The following is a 26,135-nucleotide window of genomic DNA, read 5'->3' on the forward strand; positions in this document are numbered from 1 at the left end:
CCATGCCGCCGCCGTGCGCGGCCGTGACCCCGAACACGCAGCAGCGGACGACCGGCCGCTGCCGATCGTCCGCATAACGCATGTGCTTGTAAAGCGCCGCCAGGCGCGCGCAGTTGCTCTGACCTGGAGCCCGCTGAGGGCGGGGCGCTGCCTAGCGAGCGCGATGACGCCGCGTATAAGTGATACTCAAGTCGTCGCGCTCGCTTGGCAGCGTCGTTCTCAGCGGGCCGCCCACCTCAGCCGCGGTGTTTTGCCGTGGGGTCGACTTCGTTGGTCTGCTCGTGGGTCAGCATGTCGCTGTTGATCTCGCGCAGCGCGATCGACAGCGGCTTCTCCTGCGGCGACGTCTCCACGAGCGGACCGACGTACTCGAGCAGGCCCTCGCCGAGCTGGCTGTAGTAGGCGTTGATCTGGCGCGCCCGCTTGGCCGCGTAGATCACGAGCGCGTACTTGGAGGAGGTCTTCTCCAGCAGCTCGTCGATCGGCGGGTTGGTGATGCCTTCGGGGGCAGCGACGGTTCCGGACAAAACGGATCAGCCTCGATGATTTTCGGGAGATTGTGGTTTCTCGTGAACCGAGCCAACGGCCCACATCAGCGCCCGACCGTCCCTCAGCGGACCGGCACGGAGAGCAACTCTACCAACTCCGTGGCAGCCTGACCGACATTGTCGTTGACGATCGTCACGTCGAACTCTTTCTCCGCGGCGAGCTCGACGACTGCCGCGTCCAGGCGGCGGCGGATCGTGTCCTCGTCCTCGGTGCCCCGGCCGACGAGCCGGCGGACCAACTCGTCCCAGGACGGTGGAGCGAGGAACACGAACTGCGCGTCGGGCATCGCCTCACGGACCTGCCGGGCACCCTGCAGCTCGATCTCCAGCAGAGCGGGACGCCCGGCGGCGAGCCGCTCCTCGACGGCGCGGCGGGGGGTGCCGTAGCCGTTGCCGGCGAACTCCGCATGTTCCAGGAGCTCGCCGGCGGCCACCATCGCGTCGTACTCGTCCCGGCTGACGAAGTAGTACTGCTTGCCGTGCTCTTCGCCAGGCCGGGGCGGGCGCGTCGTCACCGACACCGACAGCCACACCGAGGGGTGGTGACGCCGGATCTCGGCCACGACGCTGCCCTTGCCGACTCCGGACGGACCGGAGAGCACCGTCAGCCGCGCCGCGTTGTCAGCGGCGCGGGACGGGAGACCGGGAGATTCAGCGCCCACCGGAGGTGGAGCCGAACTCCTGGAGCAGCGCGCGCTTCTGGTTGTCACCCAGGCCACGCACCCGCCGACTCTCGGCGATCTTGAACTTCTCCATGATCTGGACGGCACGGACCTTGCCGATGCCCGGCAGGGCCTCGAGAACGGCCGAGACCTTCATCTTGCCGATGACGTCGTCCTGTTCGGCCGAGTCGAGGACCTCTGACAGGGACAGGCCACCGTGCTTGAGCTTGTCCTTGACCGCGGCACGCTGCTTGCGCGCCTCGGCAGCCTTCTGCAGAGCAGCAGCGCGCTGCTCGGGGCTCAACGACGGAAGAGCCACAGGTCACCTCGGGTGTTCGTTGGGGAAGCGGACGATTCCAGCGCGTGAACCTAGCGAGGAAGTACGACAGGAATCAATGCGGCCCCGAATTGGCACCCACCCAATCAGGGCAAGAAACCGCGCAAAGCTGCGATTTCCACCCATTTGTGCGACCGAGTGGCGCCCATCGGGACCAATGCAGTGATCGATGACACACTCCACACTGACAGCAACGAGGGTTCGCCGCGAGGGGTTCATGCAGGTCGGAGAGTACCCATCGAGACGAAGGCAACACCTACGTCCGTTCGGGGCACCCGAACCGGCCTGCTCCTAGGCAAGCACAGTCCGAAATTCGTCCGCAGCCCGGGCTGCCGCCGAGCGCAACGCGGACACCCCCGGACCCGCCCGCAGCACCTCGCGGGAGACCGACGGAAGCACCGCCCGGCGGGCGTCCCCGAACACCGCGCGGAGGTCGTCGGCGGTGCCGCCCTGCGCGCCCAGACCGGGCGCGAGGAACGGTCCGCCGACCCGGCTCAGATCGTGCCCGGTGTCCCCCACGGTCGCTCCGACGACGACCCCGACCGGCCCGTAGGGGTCGTACCCGGCGTTGGCGTCGGCGACGGAGTCCAGGATCGTCTGGGCCACGGTCCGGCCGTCGGCGGCGACCGCGTGCTGAACCTGGGGTCCCTCGGGGTTGGACGTCAGCGCGAGCACGAAGACCCCGTTGCCGTGTTCGCGCGCGGTGGCGATCAGCGGGGCCAGCGACCCGAAGCCCAGGTACGGGCTCGCGGTCATCGCGTCACCGCACAGCGGCGAAGCGGGGTCCAGGTACGCGGCCGCGTACCCGTCCACGGTGCTGCCGATGTCGCCGCGCTTGACGTCGTTCAGCACCAGGGCGCCCGCCGCACGGGCGTCGCGGATCACCCGCTCGAGTACCGCGATCCCGCGGCTGCCGAACCGCTCGAAGAACGCCGACTGCGGCTTGAGCACCGCGACCTGGGCGGCCAGGGCCTCGACCACCGTGCGGGCGAACCGTTCCACGCCGTCGGCGTCGCTGGTCAGGCCCCAGGCGTCGAGCAGCCCCGGGTGCGGGTCGATGCCCACGCAGAGTGGTCCCCGCTCGGCGACCGCACGGGCCAGCCGCGCACCGAAGTGGTCGGTCGTGGTCGCGACCTGCGTCACTCGGACCCCTCCCCGTTGCCAGGCCCGCTGAGCTTCGTCACCCCGCGGGTGGTCACCGAACCCTGCACCGCCTGTCGAAAACCGCTCTGCGGGCTGCTCAGCGGGCCGGGAACACCCTCGCCGAGCGGCGATCGTCCGACGCCACGCTGAGTGACGGTTCGGTTGATTTCCCGGACCAGTCCGGGACCGCGGTAGATCAGCCCGCTGTAGACCTGCACGAGCGCCGCGCCGGCGTCGAACAGAGCGGTCGCGTCGGCGGCGGTGAGGATCCCGCCGACGCCGATCACCGGCAGCCGTCCGTCGGTCTCCCGGACCACGAACCCGACCAGTTCCCGCGCCCGGGCGGTCAGCGGCGCGCCCGACAGGCCACCGGCCTCCGTGGTGTCCACGCCCGCGCGGCTCAGCGTGGTGTTCGCCACGATCACCCCGGCGACGCCGTGCGCCGCACAGACCTCGAGGACCTCGCCGATCGCCGCGTCGGTCAGGTCCGGTGCGATCTTGACGACGAGCGGCACCGGCTTTCCGGCCGGGCGGCGGGGTCCCGGGGAAACGCTGAGCGCTGCGGCCTCCGAAGCCAACGCGCCGATCAGCGCGTCGAGCGCCGCACGGTCCTGCAGCGCGCGCAGCCCCGGTGTGTTCGGCGAGCTGACGTTGACCGCGACGTAGTCCGCGTACCGGTGCACGAGCCGCAGCGACGTCAGGTAGTCCTCGACCGCCTCGTCCAGCGGCGTCACCTTGGACTTGCCGAGGCTGACGCCGACCGGGATCGGCAGCGGCGGCGTCCCACCGGCGGACAGGTCGGCCAGCCGGGCGGCCAGCGCCGCCGCGCCCCGGTTGTTGAACCCCATCCGGTTGACGATCGCCTCGTCGGCGGGGAACCGGAACAGCCGCGGGCGCGGGTTGCCCGGCTGGGCGTGCGCGGTCACGGTGCCGGCCTCGACGAACCCGAACCCGAGCCCCGCCCAGGCCGACAGCGCGACCCCGTTCTTGTCCATGCCGGCGGCCAGCCCGACCGGCCCCGGGAACCGGACGCCGAACAGCGTGCGGCTCAGCCCCGGGGCATCGCCGAGGGCCCAGCGACGCCCGGCAGCCACTGCGGCGGGCACGCGGCCGAACCGAGTCAGGAGAGCCAGCGTGCGCTCATGAGCCGGCTCGGCGTCACCGCCACCGAGCCGGAACAGCGCCTGGTCGCGCAGGACCCGGTAAACGCTCATGGACGCAGCGCCCGGTGCAGCTCCTGGAGCGGCCGGACGTACAGCTCGCCCCGCAGCTGGGCCTCGATGCCGAGGACGGCCGCGGCCGCCGCCTGCACGGTCGTGATGCACGGCACATCGGCCGAGACCGCGGCGGAGCGGATCTCGTACCCGTCGACCCGCGGCCCGGAGTTGCCGTACGGCGTATTGATGACGAGTTGAACCTCACCCTCCTGGATCAACGTGACCACATCGTGATCGTCGTCGCCGCTGGCGGGCTCGAAGTGCTTGCGCACCACGCGAGCCGGGATGCCGTGCCGCCACAGCACCTCCGCGGTGCCGTGCGTCGCGATCACCTCGAAGCCCAGGTCGGTCAGGCGCTTGACCGGGAAGACGATCGAGCGCTTGTCCTTGTTCGCCACCGAGACGAACACCCGGCCCTCGGTCGGCAGCGAGCCGTACGCCCCGGCCTGGCTCTTGGCGAACGCGGCGCCGAACGCGGTGTCGATGCCCATCACCTCGCCGGTGGACTTCATCTCCGGGCCCAGCAGGTTGTCCACACCGGCCCCGGACGTCGTGCGGAACCGCTTGAACGGCAGCACCGCCTCCTTGACCGCGATCGGCGTCTGGCCCAGCGCCAGCGTCCCGCCGTCGCCCTCGGCCGGCAGCAGGCCTTCGGCCCGCAGCTCGGCGATCGTCGCGCCGAGCATGATCCGGGCCGCTGCCTTCGCCAGCGGCACGGCGGTCGCCTTGCTCACGAACGGCACGGTCCGGGACGCCCGGGGATTGGCCTCGAGCACGTAGAGCGTGTCGTCCTTCAACGCGTACTGGACGTTGAGCAGCCCCTTCACGCCCACCCCGGCAGCGATCGCCGCGGTCGAGCGTCGCACGTTCTCGATGTCGGACGAGCCGAGCGTGATCGGCGGCAGCGCGCAGGCCGAGTCGCCGGAGTGGATCCCGGCCTCCTCGATGTGCTCCATCACGCCGCCGAGGAAGACGTTGCCGGTGCCGTCGGCCAGCGCGTCCACGTCGATCTCGATCGCGTCGTCGAGGAACCGGTCGACCAGGACCGGGTGCTCGGGGCTGACCTGGGTCGCCCTGGCGATGTAGGACTCCAGCGTGGCGTCGTCGTAGACGATCTCCATGCCGCGCCCACCGAGCACGTAGGACGGCCGCACCAGGACCGGATAGCCGATCGTCTCCGCGATCGTCCGGGCCTCGCGGTACGACGTGGCCAGGCCGTGCTTCGGAGCCGGGAGCCCGGCCTCCTCCAGGACCCGGCCGAACGCGCCGCGCTCCTCGGCGAGGTGGATGCTCTCCGGCGGCGTCCCGACGACCGGGACGCCCGCCGCGGCCAGCCGCCGCGCCAGGCCGAGCGGCGTCTGACCACCGAGCTGGACGATCACACCGACCACACCGGGCCCACCGGCCTCGCGACCGGACGTGTTCTCGGCGTGCCAGACCTCCAGCACGTCCTCGAACGTCAGCGGCTCGAAGTAGAGCCGGTCGGACGTGTCGTAGTCGGTGGAGACCGTCTCCGGGTTGCAGTTGACCATCACGGTCTCGTAGCCGGCGTCCCGGAGCGCCATCGCGGCGTGCACGCACGAGTAGTCGAACTCGATGCCCTGCCCGATCCGGTTCGGACCGGAGCCGAGGATCATCACCTTCGGCCGGTCGCTCGGCGCGACCTCGGTCTCCGCCTCCGGGTCGGTCTCGTAGGCCGAGTAGTGGTACGGCGTGCTCGCGGCGAACTCCGCCGCGCAGGTGTCGACGGTCTTGTAGACCGGACGAACCCCGAGCCGGTGCCGCAGCGTGCGGACGCCGTCCTCACCCGCGAACTCCGGACGCAGTGCGGCGACCTGCCGGTCGGACAGGCCGGCGCGCTTGGCCCGCAGCAGCAGGTCGGCGTCGAGCACGGCGGCGTCGACCAGCTCGGCACGCAGCTCGACCAGCGACAGGATCTGGTCGACGAACCACGGGTCGTAGCCACTCACCGCCGCGACCTCGGCCACCGAGTTACCCAGGCGCAGCGCCCGCTCGGCGTCGTAGAGGCGGCCGTCGTGGGGCGTACGCAGCGCCTCGAGCGCGTCGTTGTCCGGATCGGGAACGGTCCAGAACCCACCCGAGCCGGTCTCGGCCGAGCGCAGCGCCTTGTTCAGCGCCTCCGGGAACGACCGGCCCAGCGCCATCGCCTCGCCGACCGACTTCATCGTGGTCGTCAGCTCGGGGTCGGCGCCGGGGAACTTCTCGAACGCGAACCGCGGCACCTTCACGACGACGTAGTCCAGGCTCGGCTCGAAGCTGGCCGGGGTCTGCTTCGTGATGTCGTTGCGGATCTCGTCCAGCGTGTAGCCGACGGCCAGCTTCGCCGCGATCTTCGCGATCGGGAAGCCGGTGGCCTTCGACGCGAGCGCCGAGGATCGGGAGACCCGCGGGTTCATCTCGATGACGACCAGGCGGCCGGTCTCCGGGTGGATCGCGAACTGGATGTTGCAGCCGCCGGTGTCGACGCCGACCGCGCGCAGCACCGCGATGCCGACGTCACGCAGCCGCTGGTACTCGCGGTCGGTGAGCGTCATCGCCGGGGCGACCGTGACCGAGTCGCCGGTGTGCACGCCCATCGCGTCCACGTTCTCGATCGAGCAGACCACGACGACGTTGTCGTTGCGGTCGCGCATCAGCTCGAGCTCGTACTCCTTCCAGCCGAGCACGCTCTCCTCGATCAGGACCTCGGTGGTCGGGCTGGCGGCCAGGCCGGCGGACGCGATCCGCTCCAGGTCCTCGGGCGTGTGCGCCATGCCCGAGCCGAGGCCGCCCATCGTGAACGAGGGCCGGATCACCACCGGCAGGCCGAGGTCGGCGACGGTGGCGCGCACCTCCTCCATCGAGTGGCACACCGCGGACCGGGGCGTCTCGGCGCCGACCGACGCGCAGATGTCCTTGAACCGCTGCCGGTCCTCGCCGCGCTGGATCGCCTCGATGTCGGCGCCGATCAGCTCGACGTTGTACTTCTCCAGGACGCCGCGCTCGTGGAGGGCCACCGCCGTGTTCAGCGCGGTCTGGCCGCCGAGCGTGGCCAGCAGGGCATCGGGCCGCTCGCGGGCGATGATCTGCTCGACGTACTCCGGGGTGATCGGCTCGATGTAGGTCGAGTCGGCGAACTCCGGGTCGGTCATGATCGTCGCCGGGTTGGAGTTGACGAGGCTGACCCGCAGGCCCTCCTCGCGCAGGACCCGGCAGGCCTGGGTGCCGGAGTAGTCGAACTCGGCGGCCTGGCCGATCAGGATCGGCCCGGAGCCGATCACCAGCACGTGCCGGATGTCGTTGCGCTTCGGCATCAGGCCGCACCTTCCATGAGCTTCACGAACCGGTCGAAAAGGTAATCTGCGTCGTGCGGACCGGCCGCCGCCTCGGGGTGGTACTGGACGCTGAACGCCGGCCTGTCCAAGCAATTCAGCCCCTCGACGACGTCGTCGTTGAGGCAGACGTGGCTCACCTCGGCGCGCCCGAACTCGGTCTCGGCGGAGCCGGTGCGGGGGGCGTCGACCGCGAACCCGTGGTTGTGCGCGGTGATCTCGACCTTGCCGGTCTCCCGGTCGATCACCGGCTGGTTGATGCCCCGGTGCCCGTACACGAGCTTGTACGTGCCGAACCCGAGCGCGCGGCCGAGCACCTGGTTGCCGAAGCAGATGCCGAACGTCGGCAGCCCCTCGCCGAGCGCGGCCTGCGCGAGCTTCACCGCGGTGTCGGCGGTCGCCGGGTCGCCCGGACCGTTGGAGAAGAACACCCCGTCGGCGCCGCGCGCCAGCAGCTCCTCCGGCGACGACGTCGCCGGCAGCACGTGCACCTCGATGCCGCGCGCGGCCATCCGGCGCGGGGTGTTGCGCTTGATCCCGAGGTCGATCGCGGCGACCCGGAAGCGCGTCGGGCCCTCGGCGTTCACCACGTACGGCTCGGGCGTCGTCACGTCACCGACCAGGTCGGCGCCGGCCATCTGCGGGCTGGCCAGGACGCGTTCCAGCACCTCCTCGGCGCTGGCGCCGTTGCTGGAGACCGCGGCGCGCATCGCTCCGCGCTCCCGCAGGTGCCGGGTGAGCGCCCGGGTGTCGACGCCGGCGATGCCGACGATGCCCTCGTCGGCGAGCCGGTCGTTCAGCGCGCCGGTCGCGCGCCAGTTCGACGAGATCCGAGCCGGGTCGCGGACCACGTACCCGGCGACCCAGATCTTCGCCGACTCGTCGTCCTCGAGGTTCACGCCGGTGTTGCCCACGTGCGGCGCGGTCATCGTGACGATCTGGCGGTGGTACGAGGGGTCGGTGAGCGTCTCCTGGTAGCCGGTCATGCCGGTGGTGAAGACGGCCTCGCCGAACGTCTCGCCGACCGCGCCGAACGCCTCACCGCGGAACGTGCGGCCGTCCTCCAGGACGAGCAGGGCAGGGGTCTTGGTGCTCATGCGGTCTTCTCCAGGATGACTTTCTCGATCTCGCGCAGATGAGTGGCGTTGTCGATGCGGTGGTCGGCGCGGAAGCCGCTGTCCAGCAGGTAGCCGTTCTGCTCCCAGGTGACGACGAGCAGCCCGGCGCCGCCGACGACCTTGTTCGCCAGCCCGGCGTCCAGGCGGGCTTCCCGGACCGCGGCGGCCGGGATGAACAGCGGCGCGGTGCCGTCCCGCTCGATCAGCAGCCCTTCGGGGCCGGTGTGCAGGGTGGCAGCGGCCCGGTCGGCCAGCTTCCCGGCGTAGACCCGGGCCTGCCAGGAGCCCGCTTCGGTGGTGCCGACGTAGAGCCCGTCGGACGCCGGGGTGGCATCGGTGACGGTTCCCTCGGGCAGCGGCAGCAGGTCGGCGTGCGCCGCGACACGGCGCTTCCAGGCTCGTCGGGCGGCCCAGACGATCAGCGCGAAGACCACCAGGACGCCGAGCGTGAAGAGAATCCGGCCGGTCCAGTTGTCGGGTGGACGTTCGTACGCAGCGGCGATCATGCCTGTGCCTTCCCGTCGAGCACCGTCGCCCGACCCCGCAGGAAGGTCGCGACGATCTTCCCGGGCAGCGTGAGCCCGGTGTACGGCGTGTTGCGGCTGATGCTGGCCAGCCCGTCGGGGGTGACCGTCCAGGTGGCTGTCGGATCGACGAGCGTCAGGTTCGCCGGTTCACCGACGGCGAGCGGCCGGCCGTGCCTGCCGTCGAGGTTCGCGATGCGCGCCGGAGCGCTGCTCAGGCGCTCCGCCACACCGGCCCAGTCGAGCAGCCCGGTGTTGACCATCGTGTGGATGACGATCGGCAGCGCGGTCTCCAGCCCGAGCATGCCGGGCCGGGCCGCCGCCCACTCGCACTCCTTGTCCTCGCGGGCGTGCGGGGCGTGGTCGGTCGCGACCGCGTCGATCGTGCCGTCGGCGAGCGCCTCCCGCAGCGCGGTGACGTCCTCCGAGGTGCGCAGCGGCGGGTTGACCTTGTAGACCGGGTCGTAGGTCGCGGCCAGTTCGTCGGTGAGCAGCAGGTGGTGCGGCGTCACCTCGGCGGTGACCCGGATGCCCCGGCTCTTCGCCCAGCGCAGCACCTCGACCGAGCCTGCGGTCGACACGTGGCAGACGTGCAGCCGCGAACCGACGTGGGCGGCGAGCAGCGCGTCGCGGGCGATGATCGCCTCCTCGGCGACCGCGGGCCAGCCGGTCAGCCCGAGCCGGGCCGACTGCTCCCCCTCGTTCATCTGCGCGCCGACCGTGAGTTTCGGATCCTCGGCGTGTTGGGCGATGACCCCGTCGAACGCCTTGACGTACTCCAGCGCGCGGCGCATCACCGCGGCGTCGTGCACGCAGTGGCCGTCGTCGGAGAACACCCGGACCTGCGCGGCCGAGTCGGCCATCGCGCCGAGCTCGGCCAGCCGCTCGCCGCCGAGCCCGAGCGTGACCGCGCCGACCGGCTGAACGTCGACCAGGCCGACTTCGCGGCCGAGGCGCCAGACCTGCTCGACGATCCCGGCCGCGTCGGCGACCGGGTCGGTGTTGGCCATCGCGCAGACCGCGGTGAACCCACCGAGCGCGGCGGCGCGGCTGCCGGTCTCGATCGTCTCGGCGTCCTCCCGGCCGGGCTGGCGCAGGTGGGTGTGCAGGTCGACGAGGCCGGGCAGGGCGCGCAGGCCCCGGGCGTCGATGACCTCGGCCTGCGGGTCGGAGCCGTCGGCGAGCAGGCCGTCGCGGATCAGCAGGTCGGTGACCGTGCCGTCCGGGAGCGTCGCGCCACGAAGCAGGTACGAGGGGTTCACCGGGCGCCTTCCGGGTCGATCGCGGGCGGGACGTTCAGCGTGGGCCGGGCCGGGCCGACCGCGCCGCCGAGAAGCAGGTAGAGCACGGCCATCCGGACGTTCACGCCGTTGGTGACCTGCTCGACGATCGTCGAGCGGGGTGAGTCGGCGACCTCGGGTGCGATCTCCATGCCCCGGTTCATCGGGCCGGGGTGCATGACGATCGCGTGCTCGGGCAGCGCGCCCAGGCGCCGGGCGTCCAGGCCGTAGCGGCGGGCGTACTCGCGCTCGGTCGGGAAGTACGAGGCGTTCATCCGCTCCCGCTGGACCCGCAGCGCCATCACCACGTCCAGCTTCGGCAGGACCGCGTCGAGGTCGTAGGAGACCGTGACCGGCCAGGACCCCACCCCCACGGGGACCAGCGTCGGCGGCGCGACCAGCGTGACCTCGGCGCCGAGCGTCGAGAGCAGCAGGACGTTGGACCGGGCGACCCGGCTGTGCAGGACGTCGCCGACGATGCCGACCCGCAGGCCCTCCAGCCGGCCGAGCCTGCTGCGCATCGTGTAGGCGTCCAGCAGCGCCTGGGTCGGGTGCTCGTGGGTGCCGTCACCGGCGTTCACGACCGCACCGTCGACCCATTTCGCCAGCGTGTGCGGTGCGCCGCTCGCCTGGTGCCGGATCACCACGGCGTCCGCGCCCATCGCCTGGAGGGTCAGCGCGGTGTCCTTGAGCGATTCGCCCTTGCTGACGCTGGAGCCCTTGGCGGAGAAGTTGATGACATCCGCGGACAGCCGCTTCGCGGCCGCCTCGAACGAGATCCGGGTGCGGGTGGAGTCCTCGTAGAAGAGGTTCACGACCGTGCGGCCGCGCAGCGTCGGGAACTTCTTGACGCTTCGGCCGGCCGCCGCCGCGAGCTCGGTGGCCGTGTCGAGCACCAGCGTCGCGGTCTCGGCGTCCAGGTCGGCGGCGGAGAGCAGGTGCGTGATCACGCCTCCACCTCCGCCCTGGCCAGCACGACCGCGTCCCGGTCGTCGACCTCGCGGAGCTGCACCCGGACGCTCTCGGTGCGGGAGGTCGGCAGGTTCTTGCCGACGTAGTCGGCCCGGATCGGCAGTTCGCGGTGCCCGCGGTCGACGAGAACGGCGAGCTGGACGATCCGCGGGCGACCGAGGTCGGACAGGGCGTCGAGCGCGGCGCGGATCGTCCGGCCGGAGAACAGCACGTCGTCGACCAGGATCACCCGGCGGCCGTCAACGCCGTCGCTGGGCAGGTCGGTGCGCTCCAGGGCGCGCGGACCGCGCAGCCGCAGGTCGTCGCGGTAGAGCGTGACGTCGAGGGCGCCGACCGGGAGCCGCACGCCGGTGAAGGTCTCGATCCGCTCGGCCAGTCGCCGGGCGAGCGGGGTGCCGCGGGTCGGGATGCCGAGCAGAACGGTGTCGGCGCCACCGTCGGTCTTCTCCAGGATCTGGTGTGCGATCCGGTCGACGGTTCGGGATACCGCCGCGTCATCGAGGATCTCCCGGTCTACCGGGGTCGTGCCCTCCGGCACTGGTTCCGAGGCAGGCGTCACCGCCGGCCACCTCCTTCCCCGCCTCACCGGACGGGTCGTTAAAGGATGTGCGTTCCGAAGAGCAACGCTAGCAGCGCCGGTACGGTGTGCGACGGATCGCCGCACAAGCATCAGACGCCGCACGCGACCCAGATCACAGCACTCGTCCGCGGAGTCACCACCGCACGTGGGGGGTGGTTTCTGTACCGATTCGCACCGCCCCGCACACAGGTTCCGGTACCGATGCGAACCAGGTGACGACGGGATGGTGAACTATGGCGGTCACACCGCGCAGCAACATCGGGCACGGTTGCTTACCGCGTGGAATCGACTGAGGCGTTCAACGTCACATCGCCGGGCGGCTACGGTTTCGCCATTCCCCTTGACCGGATTGCCCCACTGGGCCTACGGTCACTCTCCGTAGCGACCGGGCGCGGTGACGTGGCTCGGCTTGTCGCTGCCCGTCCGCCCGCATGCTTTCCCCGGGCATGCGCATTACCCCTCGGAGAACGAATGTCCGATTACGCCAAGGCCCTCGGCGCCCGGCTGCGAGCCATCCGGCAGCAGCAGGGCCTCTCGCTACAGGGGGTGGAGGAGAAGTCCGGTGGTCGCTGGAAGGCGGTCGTCGTCGGGTCGTACGAGCGCGGCGACCGGGCTGTCACCGTCGCCCGCCTCAACGAGCTGGCCGAGTTCTACCGGGTCCCGATCGCGGAGCTCCTGCCCGGCGACGGCCCCGGTCGCCACGAGGGCGCGAGCAAGGTCGTGATCGACCTCGAGCGGCTCGAGCAGCTGCCCGGCGACGAGCTCGGTGCCGTGCAGCGGTTCGCCCGCAGCATCCAGCAGCAGCGCGGTGACTACAACGGCCGGGTGCTCTCGATCCGCGCCGACGACCTCCGCACGCTCGCGATCGTCTTCGACGTCTCGCCCGCCGGCCTGATCGAGAAGCTGACCGAGTGGAACGTGCTGGTCGCCACCCCGATCCGGCCGTAGTACCCCTGGAGCGCCAGCCGGGGGTGTCGGCTGGAGCCACCTACGACGAAGCCCCTCGCGCCGATGGCGCGGGGGGCTTCGTCGTTGCCTGCGGCGGCTCGCGGCTCAACGTCCGCAGGATGCCGCGAAAAGCGCCGCCAGGCGCGTGCAGTTGTCTGAAGGTGGAGCCCGCTCAGGGCGGGGCTGGCAGTCGAGCGCGAGGCCGCCTCGTATTAGTCATACTCAAGGCCTCGCGCTCGCCTGTCAGCGTCGTCCTAGGCGGGCCGCCCTCAAAGTTCTGCTTTGACGAGTTGGAGACGGCCTAGCAGGCCGTTCACGAAGCGCGGGGACTCGTCCGTCGAGAGTTCGCGGGCGAGATCCACCGCCTCGTCGATCGCTACCGCGTCCGGGATGTCCTCGCGGAACAGCAGCTCGTACACGCCGAGCCGGAGCAGGTTCCGGTCGACGGCGGGCATCCGGTCGAGCGTCCAGCCCTCGGCGTACGTCGAGATCAGCTCGTCGAGCCGGGGCCGGTTCTCGGTCACGCCCTCGACCAGCGTGATCGCGTAGTCCGGAACCGGAGGGTCGGACTGCGCGAGCCGGTCGCGGGCGGTCGCGAGTGGTTCGGTACCACGGACGTCGGCCTCGAACAGGATGTCGAGGGCGCGCTTCCGTGCCTTGCGACGCGCCGACCGCCGATCCGGGTCGTTGTCTCGGCGCGGGTTGGAGCGAGGGGTAGTCACCCGGTGACCCGGCCGATGTATCGCCCGTCGCGGGTGTCGACCTTCAGCTTGTCACCGGTGTTGACGAACAGCGGGACCTGGATCGTCGCGCCGGTCTCCAGCTCGGCCGGCTTCGTGCCGCCGGTCGACCGGTCGCCCTGCAGGCCGGGGTCGGTGTGTGCGACGACGAGCTCGACGGACGCCGGAAGCTCGACGTACAGCGGCGTCGCGTCGTGCAGCGCGACCGTGACCTCGGCGTTCTCCAGCAGGTAGTCGGCGTTGCCGCCGACGGTCGCCGCAGGCACCGTGATCTGGTCGTACGTCTCCGAGTCCATGAAGACGAAGTCCTCGCCGTCCTTGTACAGGTACGACATGGCGGCCTTGTGGACGTTGGCGGTGTCAACTTTCACGCCGGCGTTGAACGTCTTGTCGACGACCTTGCCGGTCAGCACGTTCTTCAGCGTCGTCCGCACGAACGCTCCGCCCTTACCGGGCTTCACGTGCTGGAACTCGACGACGTTCCAGAGCTGACCCTCCAGGTTCAGCGTCATGCCGTTCTTCAGGTCGTTCGTGGTGGCCATGCGGAAGCTCTTCGTCTCCTGGTCGGCCGGTCCGACAGGCCGTGTGGCAGGCCGTGGGCCGGTGCGCAAGTCGTAGGGATCAGCTGAGAGGCTGGGCGGCGGTGACCGCCCGCTTGGCAGGTCACCAGATACTACCTGTATCCGGTAGCCGCCCCACCGGCTACACGTCCGCCGGACCGTGGCCGGCGGCCGGATGCAGGTCGACCCACCGACCTGGCTCGTGCTGATCGGCCCGACGTCCGGGTCGCACCGATATCTGTCAGGAAGGGAACTCGTGCGCAACCGCCTCCCCCGGCTGCTCACCACGGCATCCGCCGTCCTCACCACGCTCGCGCTGGTCGCCGGCTGTACGGGCGAGTCCGACGAGAAGCCCGAACGGCCCAGCCAAGACGGCAGTTGGAGCCCGGTGGGACCCACCGACGCGGTGGTGCACACCGACCAGGTCGGCTACGGCACTCTCGAGACCAAGGTCGCCGTGCTGCTGGCGCCGCGTAAGGCGGACAGCGCCGGGTTCGTCGTCGAGCGGCAGGACGGGTCGGTCGCGCTGAAGGGCACGGTCGGCACCGACCGGGGGGCGTGGAGCGAGCGGTACCCGGCGACGTACCCGATCGACGTCTCCGGTTTACGCACCGCGGGCGCCTACCGGATCCGGGTCACCGGCGGCATCACCGCGGTGTCGCCGGTCTTCGTGGTGGGCGCGAGCAGGGAGCTGTTCGGCCAGGTCGCAGCCGACACGGTCGAGTTCTTCGGGGTACAGCGGGACGGCGCCGACGTGCTGAGCAAGCCGATCCCCCGCGAACCGTCCCACCTCAACGACGCGAAGGCGACGGTCTACGACGCGCCGGACTTCGCCGACGGCGACGACCTGGGCAAGAACCTGACCGCGACCGCGGGCGCCCCGGCCGTCGACGTCACCGGTGGCTGGTTCGACGCCGGCGACTACCTGAAGTTCACCCACACCACCGCGTACGCACTGGCCCTGATGCTGCTGGCCGAACGGGGAGGGGCCACCAGCATCGGCAACGGCAAGGCGATCGACGGTATCGGCGCGGAGGCGGCGTTCGGTGTCGACTGGCTGGACAAGATGTGGGACGAGTCGACGCAGACGCTGTATTTGCAGGTCGGGCTCGGCAGCGGTGGTGCGGACGGGCTGCTCGGCGACCACGACGTCTGGCGGCTGCCCCAGGACGACGACAGCGCGTCCGGCGAGTCGAAGCGGTACCTGAGCCACCGGCCGGTGTTCCGGGCGAACCAGCCGGGCGAGGAGATCAGCCCGAACGTCGCCGGCCGGGTCGCGGCCGCGTTCGCGCTGGCCGCGCAGGTCGAGGCCGGTGACGACCCGACCGCGGCCAGGGCACACCTGGACGCCGCCGCGACGATCCTCGACCTGGCGGGCGGCGAGGACTACGGCACGCTGATGACGTCGTACCCGCGCGAGTACTACCCGGAGAGCTCGTGGGCCGACGACATGGCCCTCGGCGCGACCGAGCTGGCCCGGGCGGGCCTCGTGCTCGGCGACACCCGCGCGACCACCTGGACCCAGCAGGCGGCCCGCTTCGCGAGCCTCTCGATCAGCGCGGGCAACAAGGGTCCGCTCAACCTGTACGACGTCGGGCCGCTCGTCGACGCCGAGCTGCACGCGCTGCTGCAGGAGACCGGGAACCCGGCTACCGAGGTGACGCCGGAGACGCTGGTGGGCAACCTGAAGGCTCGCCTGGACACCGCGGTCGCGGCCGCGGCGAAGAGCCCGATCGGGGCCGCGGCGCCGATCACGCAGGACGACTTCACGTCCAAGACGTTCGGCTGGGCCGCGGTCGCCGCGCTCTACCACCGCGCGGCCGACGACGACAGCTACGACGCGTTCGGCACCACCCAGCGCAACGTCGCGCTCGGGACGAACGGGTGGGGGCTCTCGCTGGTGGTCGGCGTCGGCCACACGTACGCGAAGTGCATCCACCACCAGATCGCGAACCTGGCCGGGAGCCTCACCGGCACCGGGAAGATCGCGACCGGAGCGGTCGTGAACGGGCCGAACGCGTCGAGCGCGTTCAAGGGGCTGACCACGTCGGATACCGCGAAGACGTGCACGGGCGTGAACGTGAGCCGCTTCGACCGGTCCGACGCGAAGTTCGTCGATCAGCCGCAGGCCTACTCCAGCGTCGAGCCCGCCATCGACTTCACCGCAACGGCTCTCCTAGCCGTGACGCTGCAGGCTCGGTTGTAGCGCTGCTCGGTTGATGCGCCGAGGCGCTGCACATTTTGTGCCCCTGGAGGGGCACAAAATGTGCAGCGCTTAGCGGGCGGCGATGTGGCGGAGGGCCAGCTGGTAGCCGGTGAGGCCGAGGCCGATGATGGCGCCGGTGGCGACCGGGGAGATCACGCTCGTGTGCCGGAACGGCTCGCGCTTGTGCACGTTCGTGATGTGCACCTCGATCAGCGGGGCGTTCAGCATCGCGCACGCGTCCCGTACCGCGATGTTGTAGTGCGTCCACGCGCCGGGGTTCAGCACGACCGGTGCCCGCTCGTCGGCCGCCGCGTGCAGCCAGCCGAGCATCTCGTGCTCCGCGTCGGTCTGCCGCACGACGACGTCGAGGCCCAGCTCCGCGCCGGTCTTGACGCAGAGCGCCGCCAGGTCGTCGTAGGTGTCCGCGCCGTAGATCTCCGGCTCCCTGGTGCCCAGCCGCCCGATGTTCGGTCCGTTGAGCACGTACACCCGGGTCACAGCTGCACCGCCCGCGCCGGGGTGCTCTCGGTACCGACCGCGCCGTACGCCGCCACCAGCAGGCCCGGATCCGGGTCCTCCAGCACGGTCGGCTTGGCCAGCCCGTCCAGGACGATGAACCGCAGGCGGTTGCCCCGCGACTTCTTGTCGACGCGCATCGTGTCGAGCAGCTTCGGCCAGGCGGCGGCCGAGTACGTGAGCGGCAGCCCCAGCGCGCCCAGCACGGCCGCGTGCCGCTCGGCGGTCGTGTCGTCCAGCCGCCCGGCGAGCCGCCCCAGCTCGGCGGCGAACACCAGCCCGACGCTCACCGCGGCGCCGTGCCGCCATCGGTAGCGCTCGTTCTTCTCGATCGCGTGCCCGAGCGTGTGCCCGTAGTTGAGGATCTCGCGCAGCCCGGACTCGCGCAGGTCCTTCGAGACCACGTCGGCCTTGACCGCGATCGACCGCTCGACCAGCTCCCGCAGCACCGGCGACGAGGGATCGGTCGCGGCGGCCGGGTCGGCCTCGATCAGCTCCAGGATGCGCGGGTCGGCGATGAACCCGGTCTTGACGATCTCGGCCATGCCGGCGACCAGCTCGTGCTTGGGCAGCGTCTCCAGCGTGGCCAGGTCGACCAGGACGCCGGCGGGCGGGTGGAAGGCCCCCACGAGGTTCTTGCCGGCCGCGGTGTTGATGCCGGTCTTGCCGCCCACCGCGGCGTCGACCATGCCGAGCACGGTCGTCGGGACCTGCACCACGCGGACGCCGCGCAGCCAGCAGGCGGCCACAAAACCGGCGAGGTCGGTGACCGCGCCGCCGCCGAGCCCGACGATCGCGTCGGTGCGGGTGAAACCGGCCTGGCCGAGCACGTCCCAGCAGAAGCCGGCAACCTCGAGGGTCTTGCCGTCCTCGGCGTCCGGGATCTCCAGCGAGTGCGCCTCGAAACCACTCGCCCGCAGGTCGTCACGGACGGCCTCACCGGTGGTGCGCAGCGCGCCCGGGTGGATCACCGCGACGCGCTGGGCACCAGCCAGCAGCGGCGCCAGCTCGCCGAGCAGCCCGTGCCCGACCAGCACGTCGTAGGACGACTCGCCGGTCACCGAGATGCGGGTCACGTCTGTGCCGGTGCCGCCGGCGGCGGCGCCGTTCCCGTCGGACGGGGCACTCATGCGGGCACCTCCTCGAGCTGGGCCAGCACGTCGGCGACGATCTCCTCGGGGGCCCGCCCGTCGGTGGTGACGGTGATCGTCGCGACCTCGGCGTAGAGCGGGGCCCGCTGGGCGAGCAGCGTGCGCATCGTCGCCCGGGGGTTGAGCGCCAGCAGCGGCCGGGCCGTGTTGAGCCCGACCCGGTCGACGGCGTCGGCCAGCCCGACGTCCAGGTGGACGACACGGTGGCCGCGCAGCGCCGCGCGGGTGGCCTCCGCCAGCACCGCGCCACCGCCCAGCGCCAGGACGCCGTCGTGGGCGCCGAGGGCGGCGGCGACCGCTGCGGCCTCCAGCGCCCGGAACGTCTCCTCGCCATCGTCGACGAAGATGTCGCTGATCGGCTTGCCCGCGCTCGCCTCGATGTCGTGGTCGACGTCGCGGAACGTCACGCCGAGGCGCGCGGCGAGCAGCTCACCGACCGTCGTCTTGCCTGCGCCGGGAGGGCCGACCAGCACCGCGACCGGGCGGCTCACTCGATCACCAGCGCGGCCTTGTAGCCGGCGAGGTTCCGGCGGACCTCGTCCACCGAGTCGCCGCCGAACTTCTCCATCGCCGCGTCCGCGAGCACGAGCGCGACCATCGCCTCGGCGACGATCGCCGCGGCCGGGACCGCGCAGACGTCGCTGCGCTGCGCGATCGCCTTGGCCGCCTCGCCGGTCGTGACGTCGACGGTCGCCAGCGCGCGGGAGATCGTCGCGATCGGCTTCATCGCGCCGCGGATCCGCAGCACCTCGCCGGTCGTCATGCCGCCCTCGAGGCCACCGGCGTGCCCGGTCAGCCGCCGGACGCCGTCGGGGGTGTTGACGATCTCGTCGTGGGCGGCCGAACCCCGGGAGCGGGCCTGGGTGAACGCGTCGCCGATCTCGACGCCCTTGAACGCCTGGATGCTGATCAGCGCGCCGGCCAGCCGGGAGTCGAGCTTGCGGTCCCACTGGACGTGGCTTCCCAGCCCCGGCGGCAGGCCGTAGGCGAGCACCTCGACGATGCCGCCGAGCGTGTCGGCGTCGGCCTTCGCGGCGTCGACCTCGGTGACCATCCGGGCGGAGGCGTCCGGGTCGGCGCAGCGCAGCGGGTCGGCGTCGATGCGCTCGCGGTCGGCCGGGGTCGGCAGCTCGGTGCCGTCCTTGACCGCGACCGAGCCGAGCTCGACGACGTGGCTGACGATCTCGACGCCGAGCGCCTGCCGGAGCAGGGATTGCGCGACGGTGCCGAGCGCCACCCGAGCGGCGGTCTCGCGGGCGCTGGCCCGCTCCAGGATCGGCCGGGCGTCGGTGAAGCCGTACTTCTGCATGCCGGCCAGGTCTGCGTGGCCGGGGCGGGGCCGGGTGAGCGGTGCGTTGCGCGCCAGCGTCGCGAGGACGTCCTCGTCGACCGGGTCGGCGGCCATCACCTGCTCCCACTTGGGCCACTCGGTGTTGCCGACCCGGATCGCCACCGGGCTGCCGAGGCTGCGGCCGTGGCGGATGCCGCCGAGGATCTCCACCTCGTCCTGCTCGAACTTCATCCGGGCGCCGCGGCCGTAGCCCAGGCGGCGGCGGGCGAGCTGTTCGGAGATCTCGGTCGTGGTCACCGCGACACCGGCGGGCAGGCCCTCCAGCATCGCGACGAGGGCGGGTCCGTGCGACTCCCCCGCGGTCATCCAACGCAACATACCCCCTATCTTGCACGGCCCGTCGAGGACGACGCTGACAGGCCAGCGCGCTCCTTATGACGGCCCCCTAAATGTCACGGCGTGGCGCGCTGGACCGCCGGCCCCGCCCTCGACGGGCTCCACGTCAGAACCAGAGCGCCTACGGCGCTCAGGGAGACAGCACGATGGCCGTGAGGGTTCCGGCTAACAGGAAGGGGCCGAAGGCGAGGCGGTCGGTGCGGGCGAGGCGGCGGGTGGTGAGTAGGGCCGCGGCGCACAGCCCGCCGTAGACGAACCCGTACACGAGCCCGGCGAACACCGCCGACCAGCCGTACCAGCCGAGCGCGGCGCCGAGCAGCCCGGCGAGCTTCACGTCGCCGTAGCCGAAACCGGCGGGCACTGCGATCGCCAGCAGGTACAGCACACCGAACGCGACCAGGCCGGCCTCGGCGGCCCGGAGCGGCTGCGCGGCGTCAACGTCGCCGTTGACGCCGACGAGCAGCGCACCGGCGCCGAGGAGGATCGCGAGGATCGGGTACGCGGGTAACGTCAGCGCGTCGGGCAGCCGGTGGGTACGCACGTCGACCGCGGACAGGACCAGGCCGAGCGCGGCGAGGAACAGCATCCCGGGAAGCTCCGCCGCCGCGCCCACCGCCCAGGCCACCGCCCCGCCGAGCGCCGCCGCCGCGATCCCGACCTCCACGCCCTGCACAGGCCCGCTCCGCGCAGAGGCCGCCCGCCCGGGACCCTCTCGCGCGGAGACCGCCCACGCCGCGGACGCCGGGGCCCGGGGCGCCGAAGCCGACCCCGCAGAGGCCGCGCGCGGCGGGGCCGCGGGCTGTGCGGGCCTGCGCGGTGTTGGGCGCATCCACGAGACCGGCGGTAGCGCGAGGGCTGTGGCGGCGGCTCGGGCGAGCGCGGGTTCGCCCGCCACCGGTCCACCCGCCACCAGCGCGGTCCGCTCCAGCGTCTCGGCGAGCCACCGCCCCGCCACAGCGGCAACGACGACAGCCACGATCACCGCGGCGACGTCAGCGCCGGTCACGGCCGCCCTCCCGTCACCGCGCCCGGATCAGCGCGCCAGCGCGAGCGCGGCCCGCATCGCCTCGATCGGCGCCTCGCGCCCGGTCATCAACCGCACCTGGTGCCCGGCCTGGTGGAGCAGCAGGTCGAGCCCGGAGACGACCCGGCACCCGGCCGCGGTGGCCGCGGTCGCCAGCGCGGTCGGCCACGGGTCGTACACGACGTCGAACACCACGGCGCCCGGGCGCAGCGCGGCGTGCGCGAGCGGATCGGCGATGCCCTTCGGCAACGTGGAGATCACCAGGTCGGCAGCGGTCAGCCGGGTCGGTGCCTCGTCGAGCGGCCGGACGTCGAGCGCCAAGCCGAGCCGCTCGGCGGTGGTGCGGAGGACATCGGCCCGGTGCGGCGACCGGACCAGCACGGTCACCGGCCCGTCGACCAGCGGCGCGATACCCGCCCCCGGGGCCGCCAGCGCGGCGAGCGCGGCCTGCGCGGTGCCACCGGCCCCCAGCACGAGCGGCGTCGACGCGATCTGCAGCCCGGCCTCCCGCAGCGCGTCAGCCATGCCAGGCGCGTCGGTGTTCTCGGCCCGGCGGCGACCCGGCGCGAGCAGCAGCGTGTTCGCCGCGCCGATCGCCTCGGCCTCGGCGCTGACCTCGGTGGCCACCTCGAGCGCGACCCGCTTCAGCGGCATCGTCAGCGAGAGGCCGGCCCACTCGGGGCCGAGACCTGCCACGAAGCCGGACAGGTCGTCCTCAGCGCACTCGACCCGGGTGTACGACCAGGTACCGAGGCCGAGCACGGCGTACGCGGCCTCGTGCAGCACCGGCGAGAGCGAGTGGGCGATCGGCGACCCGAGCACGGCGGCGCGGCGAACCGCACCGCCGGGAGCGTGCGACGTCACGGAGGGCTCAGTGGAGAACGTGGGCACCCGAACACAGTAGGCGGTTCGCGCGATCACCCGCGTGCCCCGTCCACAGGCTCAGCAGCGCCCGACCTCGCGGCACTTCTCGATGTTCTCCTCGTGCTGCTGCAGGCTGTCGGTGAACGACGAGTGCCCGTCCTTCGACGTCACGACGAAGTACGTCCAGTTCCCCGGCTCCGGGTTGGCGGCCGCCTTCAGCGCCGCGTCGCCCGGGTTGCCGATCGGGGTGGGCGGCAGGCCCTGCACCCGGTCGACGTGCGTGCTGTAGTTGTTGTCCGGGTCCTTGAGCTCGGCGTCGGTGACGATGGCCTTGCGTCCCTTGCCGGTGATGATCAGCCAGTACTGCGTCGTCGAGTCGAACTGCAGGTACGAGAGCGCGTCGGTCGATTTCAGCCGGTTGTAGACCACCCGGGAGACCTTGCCGAAGTCGTCCTCGATGCCCTCCTGCTCGATCAGCGAGGCGATCTTCATCAGATCCCACTCGGTGACCCCGAGCTCCTGCGCCTTCTGGGCGAGTTCGTCCCTGGTCGCGGCCTGCACGGCCTTCGCGACCATCTGCTTGAGCAGGCCCTCCGCGGTCGTCTTGTCGTTGAACTCGTACTTCGCCGGGAACAGGAAGCCTTCGAGCACCCGCTTGTCCGGGCTCGGGCCGCCCCACTCGGGCACGCCGAGCGCGGCGGGGTCCTTCGCCGCCGCCTGGAACTCGGCGAGCGGAATCCCGGTCGCCTTGGCCAGCTCCGGGAGGATCTCGACGACCGTGAGGCCCTCCTTGATCAGCACCTCGTTCTCGGCGATCCGGTTCGACCGGTCGAGCAGCACCGCCAGCGCGTCCGAGGCCTTCATCTGCTTCTTGAGCAGGAACTTGCCGGGCTGCAGCCCGGTCGTCGCGTCGGCGTTCTCCTCCGCCGCGTCGACGAACGCCTGGGCGCTGGCCACGACGTCGGCCTTGTAGAGCGTGTTGCCGATGTCGGTGACGTTCTGACCCTGAGTGATCGTGATCGTGACCTCGCCGCTACCCGGGCCCGGGTAGTCCTCGGCCGTGAAGAAGTCGCGCACCTTGTTCACGCCGTACCACCCGCCGAGCGTGAGCCCGGCGAGCACCGCAACCACGACCAGCAGAGCCACTAACGTCTTACCGCTGCTCCGCTCGGTCTTCCGCCGCCGATGACGTCCGGGGGTGCCGGGGCCGTAGCCACCCGACTCCTCCGTGAACGGCACGAGATCGAGGTCGTTCACGGTTGATCCGCACTCCGCTCCGCGTCCAACCAGGCCTGAAGGATCAGCACCGCGGCGGCCTGGTCCACCACAGCGCGGTGTTTTTTCCCGCGTACGCCCCTCTGGGAAAGAGTACGTCCCGCGATGACGGTCGTCAGCCGTTCATCGGACAACTGAACCGGTGCCGGGTGGGGAGATTCACGTAGTCGTTCGGCCAATGAGTCCGCGTATTCACGCGCCGCCACCGCCGCACGACCCTCCGCGCCGGACAGCGATCGGGGCAGGCCGACCACCACCTCGACCGCCTCGTACTCGGCGACCAGCGCGACGATCCGGGCCAGGTCGGAGCCGTTCTTGGGGTCCCGGGGGACGGTCTCCACCGGGGACGCCAGGATCCCGGACGGGTCGCTGGCCGCGACACCCACCCGTACCGATCCGACGTCGACCCCGAGCCGGACGCCGCGTTTCACGTCCGCCCACCAGGGAGAAAGCGCTTCCACATCTGCGATTGTGCCGTATCGGGCAGCCGGTTCCGGCCCGCTACGCGGACCGGAACCGGATTACCGGGTTCATTCACGCGGACGCAGTGCCCGCAACCAGGTCGGAAATCGACGCCAGCACCGTGGGCGCCGCGTCGGCGGGCACGCCGCCGCCCTGCGCCAGGTCGTCGCTGCCGCCGCCGCGGCCCGAGAGCGCGCCCTTGACCAGTGCGGACGCCGAGATTCCGCGGCCCCGCGCGGCCTGGTTCACCGCGACGACGAGCGACGCCTTGCCGTTCGCACGGGCCGCGACCGCGACGACGCCCGGACGGTCGGCCGCCAGCCGGCCCCGGATCTCCTGCGCCAGCCCACGCACGTCGTTGCCGGACGTACCTTCCGGCGCCTCGACCGCGGCGACGGCCACGCCACCGACGTCCTGCGCCCTGGCTGCGATGTCACCGGCGCCCGACAGCACCGCCGCCGCACGCAGTTTCTCCAGCTCACGCTCGGCGTCGCGCAGCTGCGCGACGACCGACGCGACCCGGTCGGGCAGCTCGTCGGGCTTGGCCTTGAACTGCTCGGCCAGCTTCGAGACCAGCAGGTGCTCCTTGGCCAGGAACCGGAACGCGTCGAGCCCGACCAGCGCCTCGACCCGGCGGACACCGGACCCGATCGACGCCTCGGACAGCAGCTTGACGACGCCCAGCTGACCCGAGCGCGCCGCGTGCGTCCCACCGCACAGCTCCCGGGCGTACTCGCCGACCTCGACGACCCGCACCTCGTCGCCGTACTTCTCGCCGAACAGCGCCATCGCGCCGATCCGCCGCGCCTCGGCCTGCGAGGTGATGAACGCGCGCACCTCGAGGTCGTCGAGGAGGACGGCGTTCACCTCGTCCTCGACGTCCGAGAGCACCGACTGGGGCACGGCGCCGGGCGTGTTGAAGTCGAACCGCAGCCGGCCGGGCGCGTTGAGCGAACCGGCCTGGGTCGCGGACTCGCCGAGCGCACCCCGAATCGCGGTGTGGATCAGGTGGGTCGCGGTGTGGGCGCGGGAGATCGCCCGGCGGCGATCCACGTCGATCGTGGCCAGCACCGGGTCGTCCTGCTTGATCTCCCCGTCGACGACCTTGCCGCGGTGCACGATCAGGCCCGGCAGCGGCTGCTGGACGTCGAACACCTCGAGCTTGCCGCCGGGTGTGACGAGCACACCCTGGTCGGGCTGCTGGCCACCGCCCTCGGCGTAGAACGGTGTCGAGTCGAGGATGACCTCGACCTCCTCGCCCTGGCCGGCACCGCCGCGGATCGCGCCGTCGCGGCCGATGATCCCGCCGATCCGTCCCTCGCGCTCCACCTCGAGGTACCCGGTGAAGTTCGTCGGGCCGGTGCGGTCGAGCACCGAGCGCAGCACGGACGTGTCTGCGTGGCCGGTCTTCCGCGACTGCGCGTCGGCCTTGGCCCGCTGCCGCTGCTCGCTCATCAGGCGGCGGAAGCCCTCTTCGTCGACGGTCAGGCCCTGCTCGGCCGCCATCTCCAGGGTGAGGTCGATCGGGAAGCCGTACGTGTCGTGCAGCTGGAACGCGCTGCTGCCGGAGAGCTGAGAGCCGCCGCTCTTCTTGGTCTCCGCGACCGCGGTGTCCAGAATCGTGGTTCCGGAGCGGAGCGTCGCGCGGAACGCGTCCTCTTCGGCGTAGGCGTAACCGGCGATCCGCGCGTAGTCGGTCGCGACCTCCGGATAGGACCCGCTCATCGCGTCCCGGGCCACCGGGAACAGCTCCGGGAACGAGGGGTCCTCGTACCCGAGCAGGCGCATCGCGCGCACCGCGCGGCGCAGGATGCGCCGCAGCACGTAGCCGCGTCCCTCGTTGCCGGGCGTGACGCCGTCGCCGATCAGCATCAGCGCGGTGCGGACGTGGTCGGCCACGACGCGCAGCCGGACGTCGTCCGGGTTGGGGTGGCCGTCGTGTTGTTCGTGCGCGGGGTAGCGCTTGCCGCTCAGCGCAGCGGCCTTGTCGAGGATCGGGCGGACCTCGTCGACCTCGTAGAAGTTGTCGACGTCCTGGAGCAGGAACGCGACCCGCTCCATGCCCATTCCGGTGTCGATGTTCTGCGCGGGCAGGTCACCGAGGATCGGGTAGTCGGTCTTGCCCTGGCCCGGCCCCCGCTCGTACTGCATGAAGACGAGGTTCCAGAACTCCAGGTAGCGGTCGCCGTCCGGCTCGACCCCCGGCGTGTTGACGTACTCCGGGCCGTACTCCGGGCCGCGGTCGATCAGGATCTCCGAGCAGGGACCGCACGGCCCCGGCACGCCCATCGACCAGAAGTTCGGGCCCTTGCCCAGCCGGATGATCCGCGACTCCGGGACGCCCACCGCGTCGCGCCACAGCCGGTACGCCTCGTCGTCCTCTTCGTAGACCGAGACCCAGAGCTTCGACTCGTCGAACCCGTATCCGCCGTCCGCGATCGAGTTGGTGCACAACTCCCACGCGTAGCGGATCGCTCCGTCCTTGAAGTAGTCACCGAAGCTGAAGTTGCCGTTCATCTGGAAGAACGACCCGTGCCGGGTCGTCTTGCCGACCTCGTCGATGTCGAGGGTTCGAACGCACTTCTGGACGCTGGTCGCACGCGGGTAGGGCGGGGTCACCTGGCCCAGGAAGTACGGCTTGAACGGCACCATTCCTGCGTTGACGAACAGCAGGTTGGGATCGTCGGCGATCAGGCCCGCGCTGGGTACCACGGTGTGGCCGCGCTGGGCGAAATGATCGAGGAAGCGTTGCCGGATCTCAGAGGTCTTCATCGCCAGGTGTCCGTGAGTTCGAATGGGCTACAAGTGTCGACACTATCTCTCGCGGACGCGGGATCGCGCTGCCCATATATGTCCGCAACGCACGACGGCGCAGCGCCACCGGGCAGCCGCTGCACCTCGGGTCAGTGCGCCCTGCCAGCAGAGTTCCGCCACACGGCGGCCGAGGCACCTCGGGTCAGTGTGCCCTGCCAGCAGAGTTCCGCCACAC

General features: G+C 71.5%; 23 protein-coding genes and 1 pseudogene. 2 read left to right on the forward strand and 22 right to left on the reverse strand.

What is annotated here, in order from left to right; genetic code table 11:
* Nucleotides 1-236: 236 nt before the first annotated feature.
* From rpoZ to pyrR, 11 genes and pseudogenes are all read right to left on the reverse strand, one after another.
* Nucleotides 237-527, reverse strand: a complete 291-nt coding sequence (rpoZ, locus tag BUB75_RS30480) for a DNA-directed RNA polymerase subunit omega (RefSeq protein ID WP_073261686.1) — start codon at nucleotides 525-527, stop codon at nucleotides 237-239.
* Between the two features lie 83 nt (nucleotides 528-610).
* Entirely contained in the window at nucleotides 611-1,210 is a 600-nt protein-coding gene (gene gmk / locus BUB75_RS30485; RefSeq protein ID WP_073261688.1) for a guanylate kinase, read from the reverse strand.
* Nucleotides 1,200-1,529: an integration host factor, actinobacterial type gene (gene mihF / locus BUB75_RS30490; RefSeq protein ID WP_073261690.1), complete on the reverse strand. Its 330-nt coding sequence runs from the start codon at nucleotides 1,527-1,529 to the stop codon at nucleotides 1,200-1,202. The genes gmk and mihF overlap by 11 nt, the downstream gene beginning before the upstream one ends.
* 309 nt (nucleotides 1,530-1,838) lie before the next feature.
* The gene (pyrF, locus tag BUB75_RS30495; protein ID WP_073261692.1) at nucleotides 1,839-2,690 is read right to left on the reverse strand and encodes an orotidine-5'-phosphate decarboxylase; all 852 of its coding nucleotides are present in this window, start codon (nucleotides 2,688-2,690) and stop codon (nucleotides 1,839-1,841) included.
* A gap of 152 nt (nucleotides 2,691-2,842) precedes the next feature.
* Nucleotides 2,843-3,904, reverse strand: a pseudogene (locus BUB75_RS30500) (quinone-dependent dihydroorotate dehydrogenase); the annotation flags it as partial.
* On the reverse strand, nucleotides 3,901-7,221 hold the full coding sequence (gene carB, locus BUB75_RS30505) for a carbamoyl-phosphate synthase large subunit (protein ID WP_073261696.1): 3,321 nt from the start codon (nucleotides 7,219-7,221) through the stop codon (nucleotides 3,901-3,903). The pseudogene BUB75_RS30500 and the gene carB, both read right to left, overlap by 4 nt.
* Entirely contained in the window at nucleotides 7,221-8,336 is a 1,116-nt protein-coding gene (gene carA, locus BUB75_RS30510) for a glutamine-hydrolyzing carbamoyl-phosphate synthase small subunit (RefSeq protein WP_073261698.1), read from the reverse strand. The genes carB and carA overlap by 1 nt, the downstream gene beginning before the upstream one ends.
* The gene (locus tag BUB75_RS30515) at nucleotides 8,333-8,863 is read right to left on the reverse strand and encodes a PH-like domain-containing protein (RefSeq protein ID WP_073261700.1); all 531 of its coding nucleotides are present in this window, start codon (nucleotides 8,861-8,863) and stop codon (nucleotides 8,333-8,335) included. Before BUB75_RS30515 ends, carA begins: the two co-directional genes overlap by 4 nt.
* On the reverse strand, nucleotides 8,860-10,143 hold the full coding sequence (locus tag BUB75_RS30520) for a dihydroorotase (RefSeq protein WP_073261702.1): 1,284 nt from the start codon (nucleotides 10,141-10,143) through the stop codon (nucleotides 8,860-8,862). The genes BUB75_RS30515 and BUB75_RS30520 overlap by 4 nt, the downstream gene beginning before the upstream one ends.
* The gene (locus BUB75_RS30525) at nucleotides 10,140-11,111 is read right to left on the reverse strand and encodes an aspartate carbamoyltransferase catalytic subunit (protein ID WP_084741903.1); all 972 of its coding nucleotides are present in this window, start codon (nucleotides 11,109-11,111) and stop codon (nucleotides 10,140-10,142) included. Before BUB75_RS30525 ends, BUB75_RS30520 begins: the two co-directional genes overlap by 4 nt.
* On the reverse strand, nucleotides 11,108-11,671 hold the full coding sequence (gene pyrR / locus BUB75_RS30530) for a bifunctional pyr operon transcriptional regulator/uracil phosphoribosyltransferase PyrR (protein ID WP_073261704.1): 564 nt from the start codon (nucleotides 11,669-11,671) through the stop codon (nucleotides 11,108-11,110). Before pyrR ends, BUB75_RS30525 begins: the two co-directional genes overlap by 4 nt.
* Nucleotides 11,672-12,184: 513 nt before the next feature.
* Between pyrR and bldD the strand changes: the two genes are divergently transcribed.
* A complete protein-coding gene (gene bldD / locus BUB75_RS30535; RefSeq protein ID WP_073261706.1) occupies nucleotides 12,185-12,661 on the forward strand; it encodes a transcriptional regulator BldD in 477 nt (158 codons plus the stop codon).
* Between the two features lie 269 nt (nucleotides 12,662-12,930).
* Here bldD and nusB read toward each other — a convergent pair whose 3' ends face one another.
* Nucleotides 12,931-13,383: a transcription antitermination factor NusB gene (nusB, locus tag BUB75_RS30540; protein WP_073261708.1), complete on the reverse strand. Its 453-nt coding sequence runs from the start codon at nucleotides 13,381-13,383 to the stop codon at nucleotides 12,931-12,933.
* Complete coding sequence (efp, locus tag BUB75_RS30545; protein WP_073261710.1) at nucleotides 13,380-13,943, reverse strand: elongation factor P; 564 nt, start codon at nucleotides 13,941-13,943, stop codon at nucleotides 13,380-13,382. The genes nusB and efp overlap by 4 nt, the downstream gene beginning before the upstream one ends.
* A 193-nt stretch (nucleotides 13,944-14,136) precedes the next feature.
* Here efp and BUB75_RS30550 point away from each other — a divergent pair, with 193 nt between their 5' ends.
* Nucleotides 14,137-16,167: a glycoside hydrolase family 9 protein gene (locus BUB75_RS30550; RefSeq protein WP_143175507.1), complete on the forward strand. Its 2,031-nt coding sequence runs from the start codon at nucleotides 14,137-14,139 to the stop codon at nucleotides 16,165-16,167.
* Nucleotides 16,168-16,236: 69 nt separating this feature from the next.
* On the opposite strand, the gene aroQ is transcribed toward BUB75_RS30550, so the two are convergent.
* The 9 genes from aroQ to alaS all read right to left on the reverse strand — a co-directional run bounded on the left by aroQ (nucleotide 16,237) and on the right by alaS (nucleotide 25,918).
* On the reverse strand, nucleotides 16,237-16,665 hold the full coding sequence (gene aroQ / locus BUB75_RS30555) for a type II 3-dehydroquinate dehydratase (protein ID WP_073261712.1): 429 nt from the start codon (nucleotides 16,663-16,665) through the stop codon (nucleotides 16,237-16,239).
* The gene (gene aroB / locus BUB75_RS30560) at nucleotides 16,662-17,813 is read right to left on the reverse strand and encodes a 3-dehydroquinate synthase (protein WP_073261714.1); all 1,152 of its coding nucleotides are present in this window, start codon (nucleotides 17,811-17,813) and stop codon (nucleotides 16,662-16,664) included. Before aroB ends, aroQ begins: the two co-directional genes overlap by 4 nt.
* A complete protein-coding gene (locus BUB75_RS30565; RefSeq protein WP_073261716.1) occupies nucleotides 17,810-18,325 on the reverse strand; it encodes a shikimate kinase in 516 nt (171 codons plus the stop codon). The genes aroB and BUB75_RS30565 overlap by 4 nt, the downstream gene beginning before the upstream one ends.
* Nucleotides 18,322-19,503: a chorismate synthase gene (gene aroC, locus BUB75_RS30570; RefSeq protein WP_073261718.1), complete on the reverse strand. Its 1,182-nt coding sequence runs from the start codon at nucleotides 19,501-19,503 to the stop codon at nucleotides 18,322-18,324. The genes BUB75_RS30565 and aroC overlap by 4 nt, the downstream gene beginning before the upstream one ends.
* Before the next feature lie 148 nt (nucleotides 19,504-19,651).
* The gene (locus BUB75_RS45635) at nucleotides 19,652-20,527 is read right to left on the reverse strand and encodes a prepilin peptidase (RefSeq protein ID WP_143175508.1); all 876 of its coding nucleotides are present in this window, start codon (nucleotides 20,525-20,527) and stop codon (nucleotides 19,652-19,654) included.
* Between the two features lie 27 nt (nucleotides 20,528-20,554).
* Nucleotides 20,555-21,436, reverse strand: coding sequence for a shikimate dehydrogenase (locus BUB75_RS30580; RefSeq protein WP_218617854.1), 882 nt, complete (start codon nucleotides 21,434-21,436; stop codon nucleotides 20,555-20,557).
* A gap of 51 nt (nucleotides 21,437-21,487) precedes the next feature.
* Nucleotides 21,488-22,666 (reverse strand): endolytic transglycosylase MltG, encoded by a 1,179-nt coding sequence (gene mltG, locus BUB75_RS30585; protein ID WP_073261720.1) that lies wholly within the window; start codon nucleotides 22,664-22,666, stop codon nucleotides 21,488-21,490.
* A complete protein-coding gene (ruvX, locus tag BUB75_RS30590; RefSeq protein ID WP_218617855.1) occupies nucleotides 22,663-23,145 on the reverse strand; it encodes a Holliday junction resolvase RuvX in 483 nt (160 codons plus the stop codon). Before ruvX ends, mltG begins: the two co-directional genes overlap by 4 nt.
* Before the next feature lie 73 nt (nucleotides 23,146-23,218).
* Complete coding sequence (alaS, locus tag BUB75_RS30595; RefSeq protein WP_073261723.1) at nucleotides 23,219-25,918, reverse strand: alanine--tRNA ligase; 2,700 nt, start codon at nucleotides 25,916-25,918, stop codon at nucleotides 23,219-23,221.
* Nucleotides 25,919-26,135 lie beyond the last annotated feature (217 nt).

The organism is Cryptosporangium aurantiacum (assembly GCF_900143005.1).
Classification (GTDB): Bacteria; Actinomycetota; Actinomycetes; order Mycobacteriales; family Cryptosporangiaceae; genus Cryptosporangium; species Cryptosporangium aurantiacum.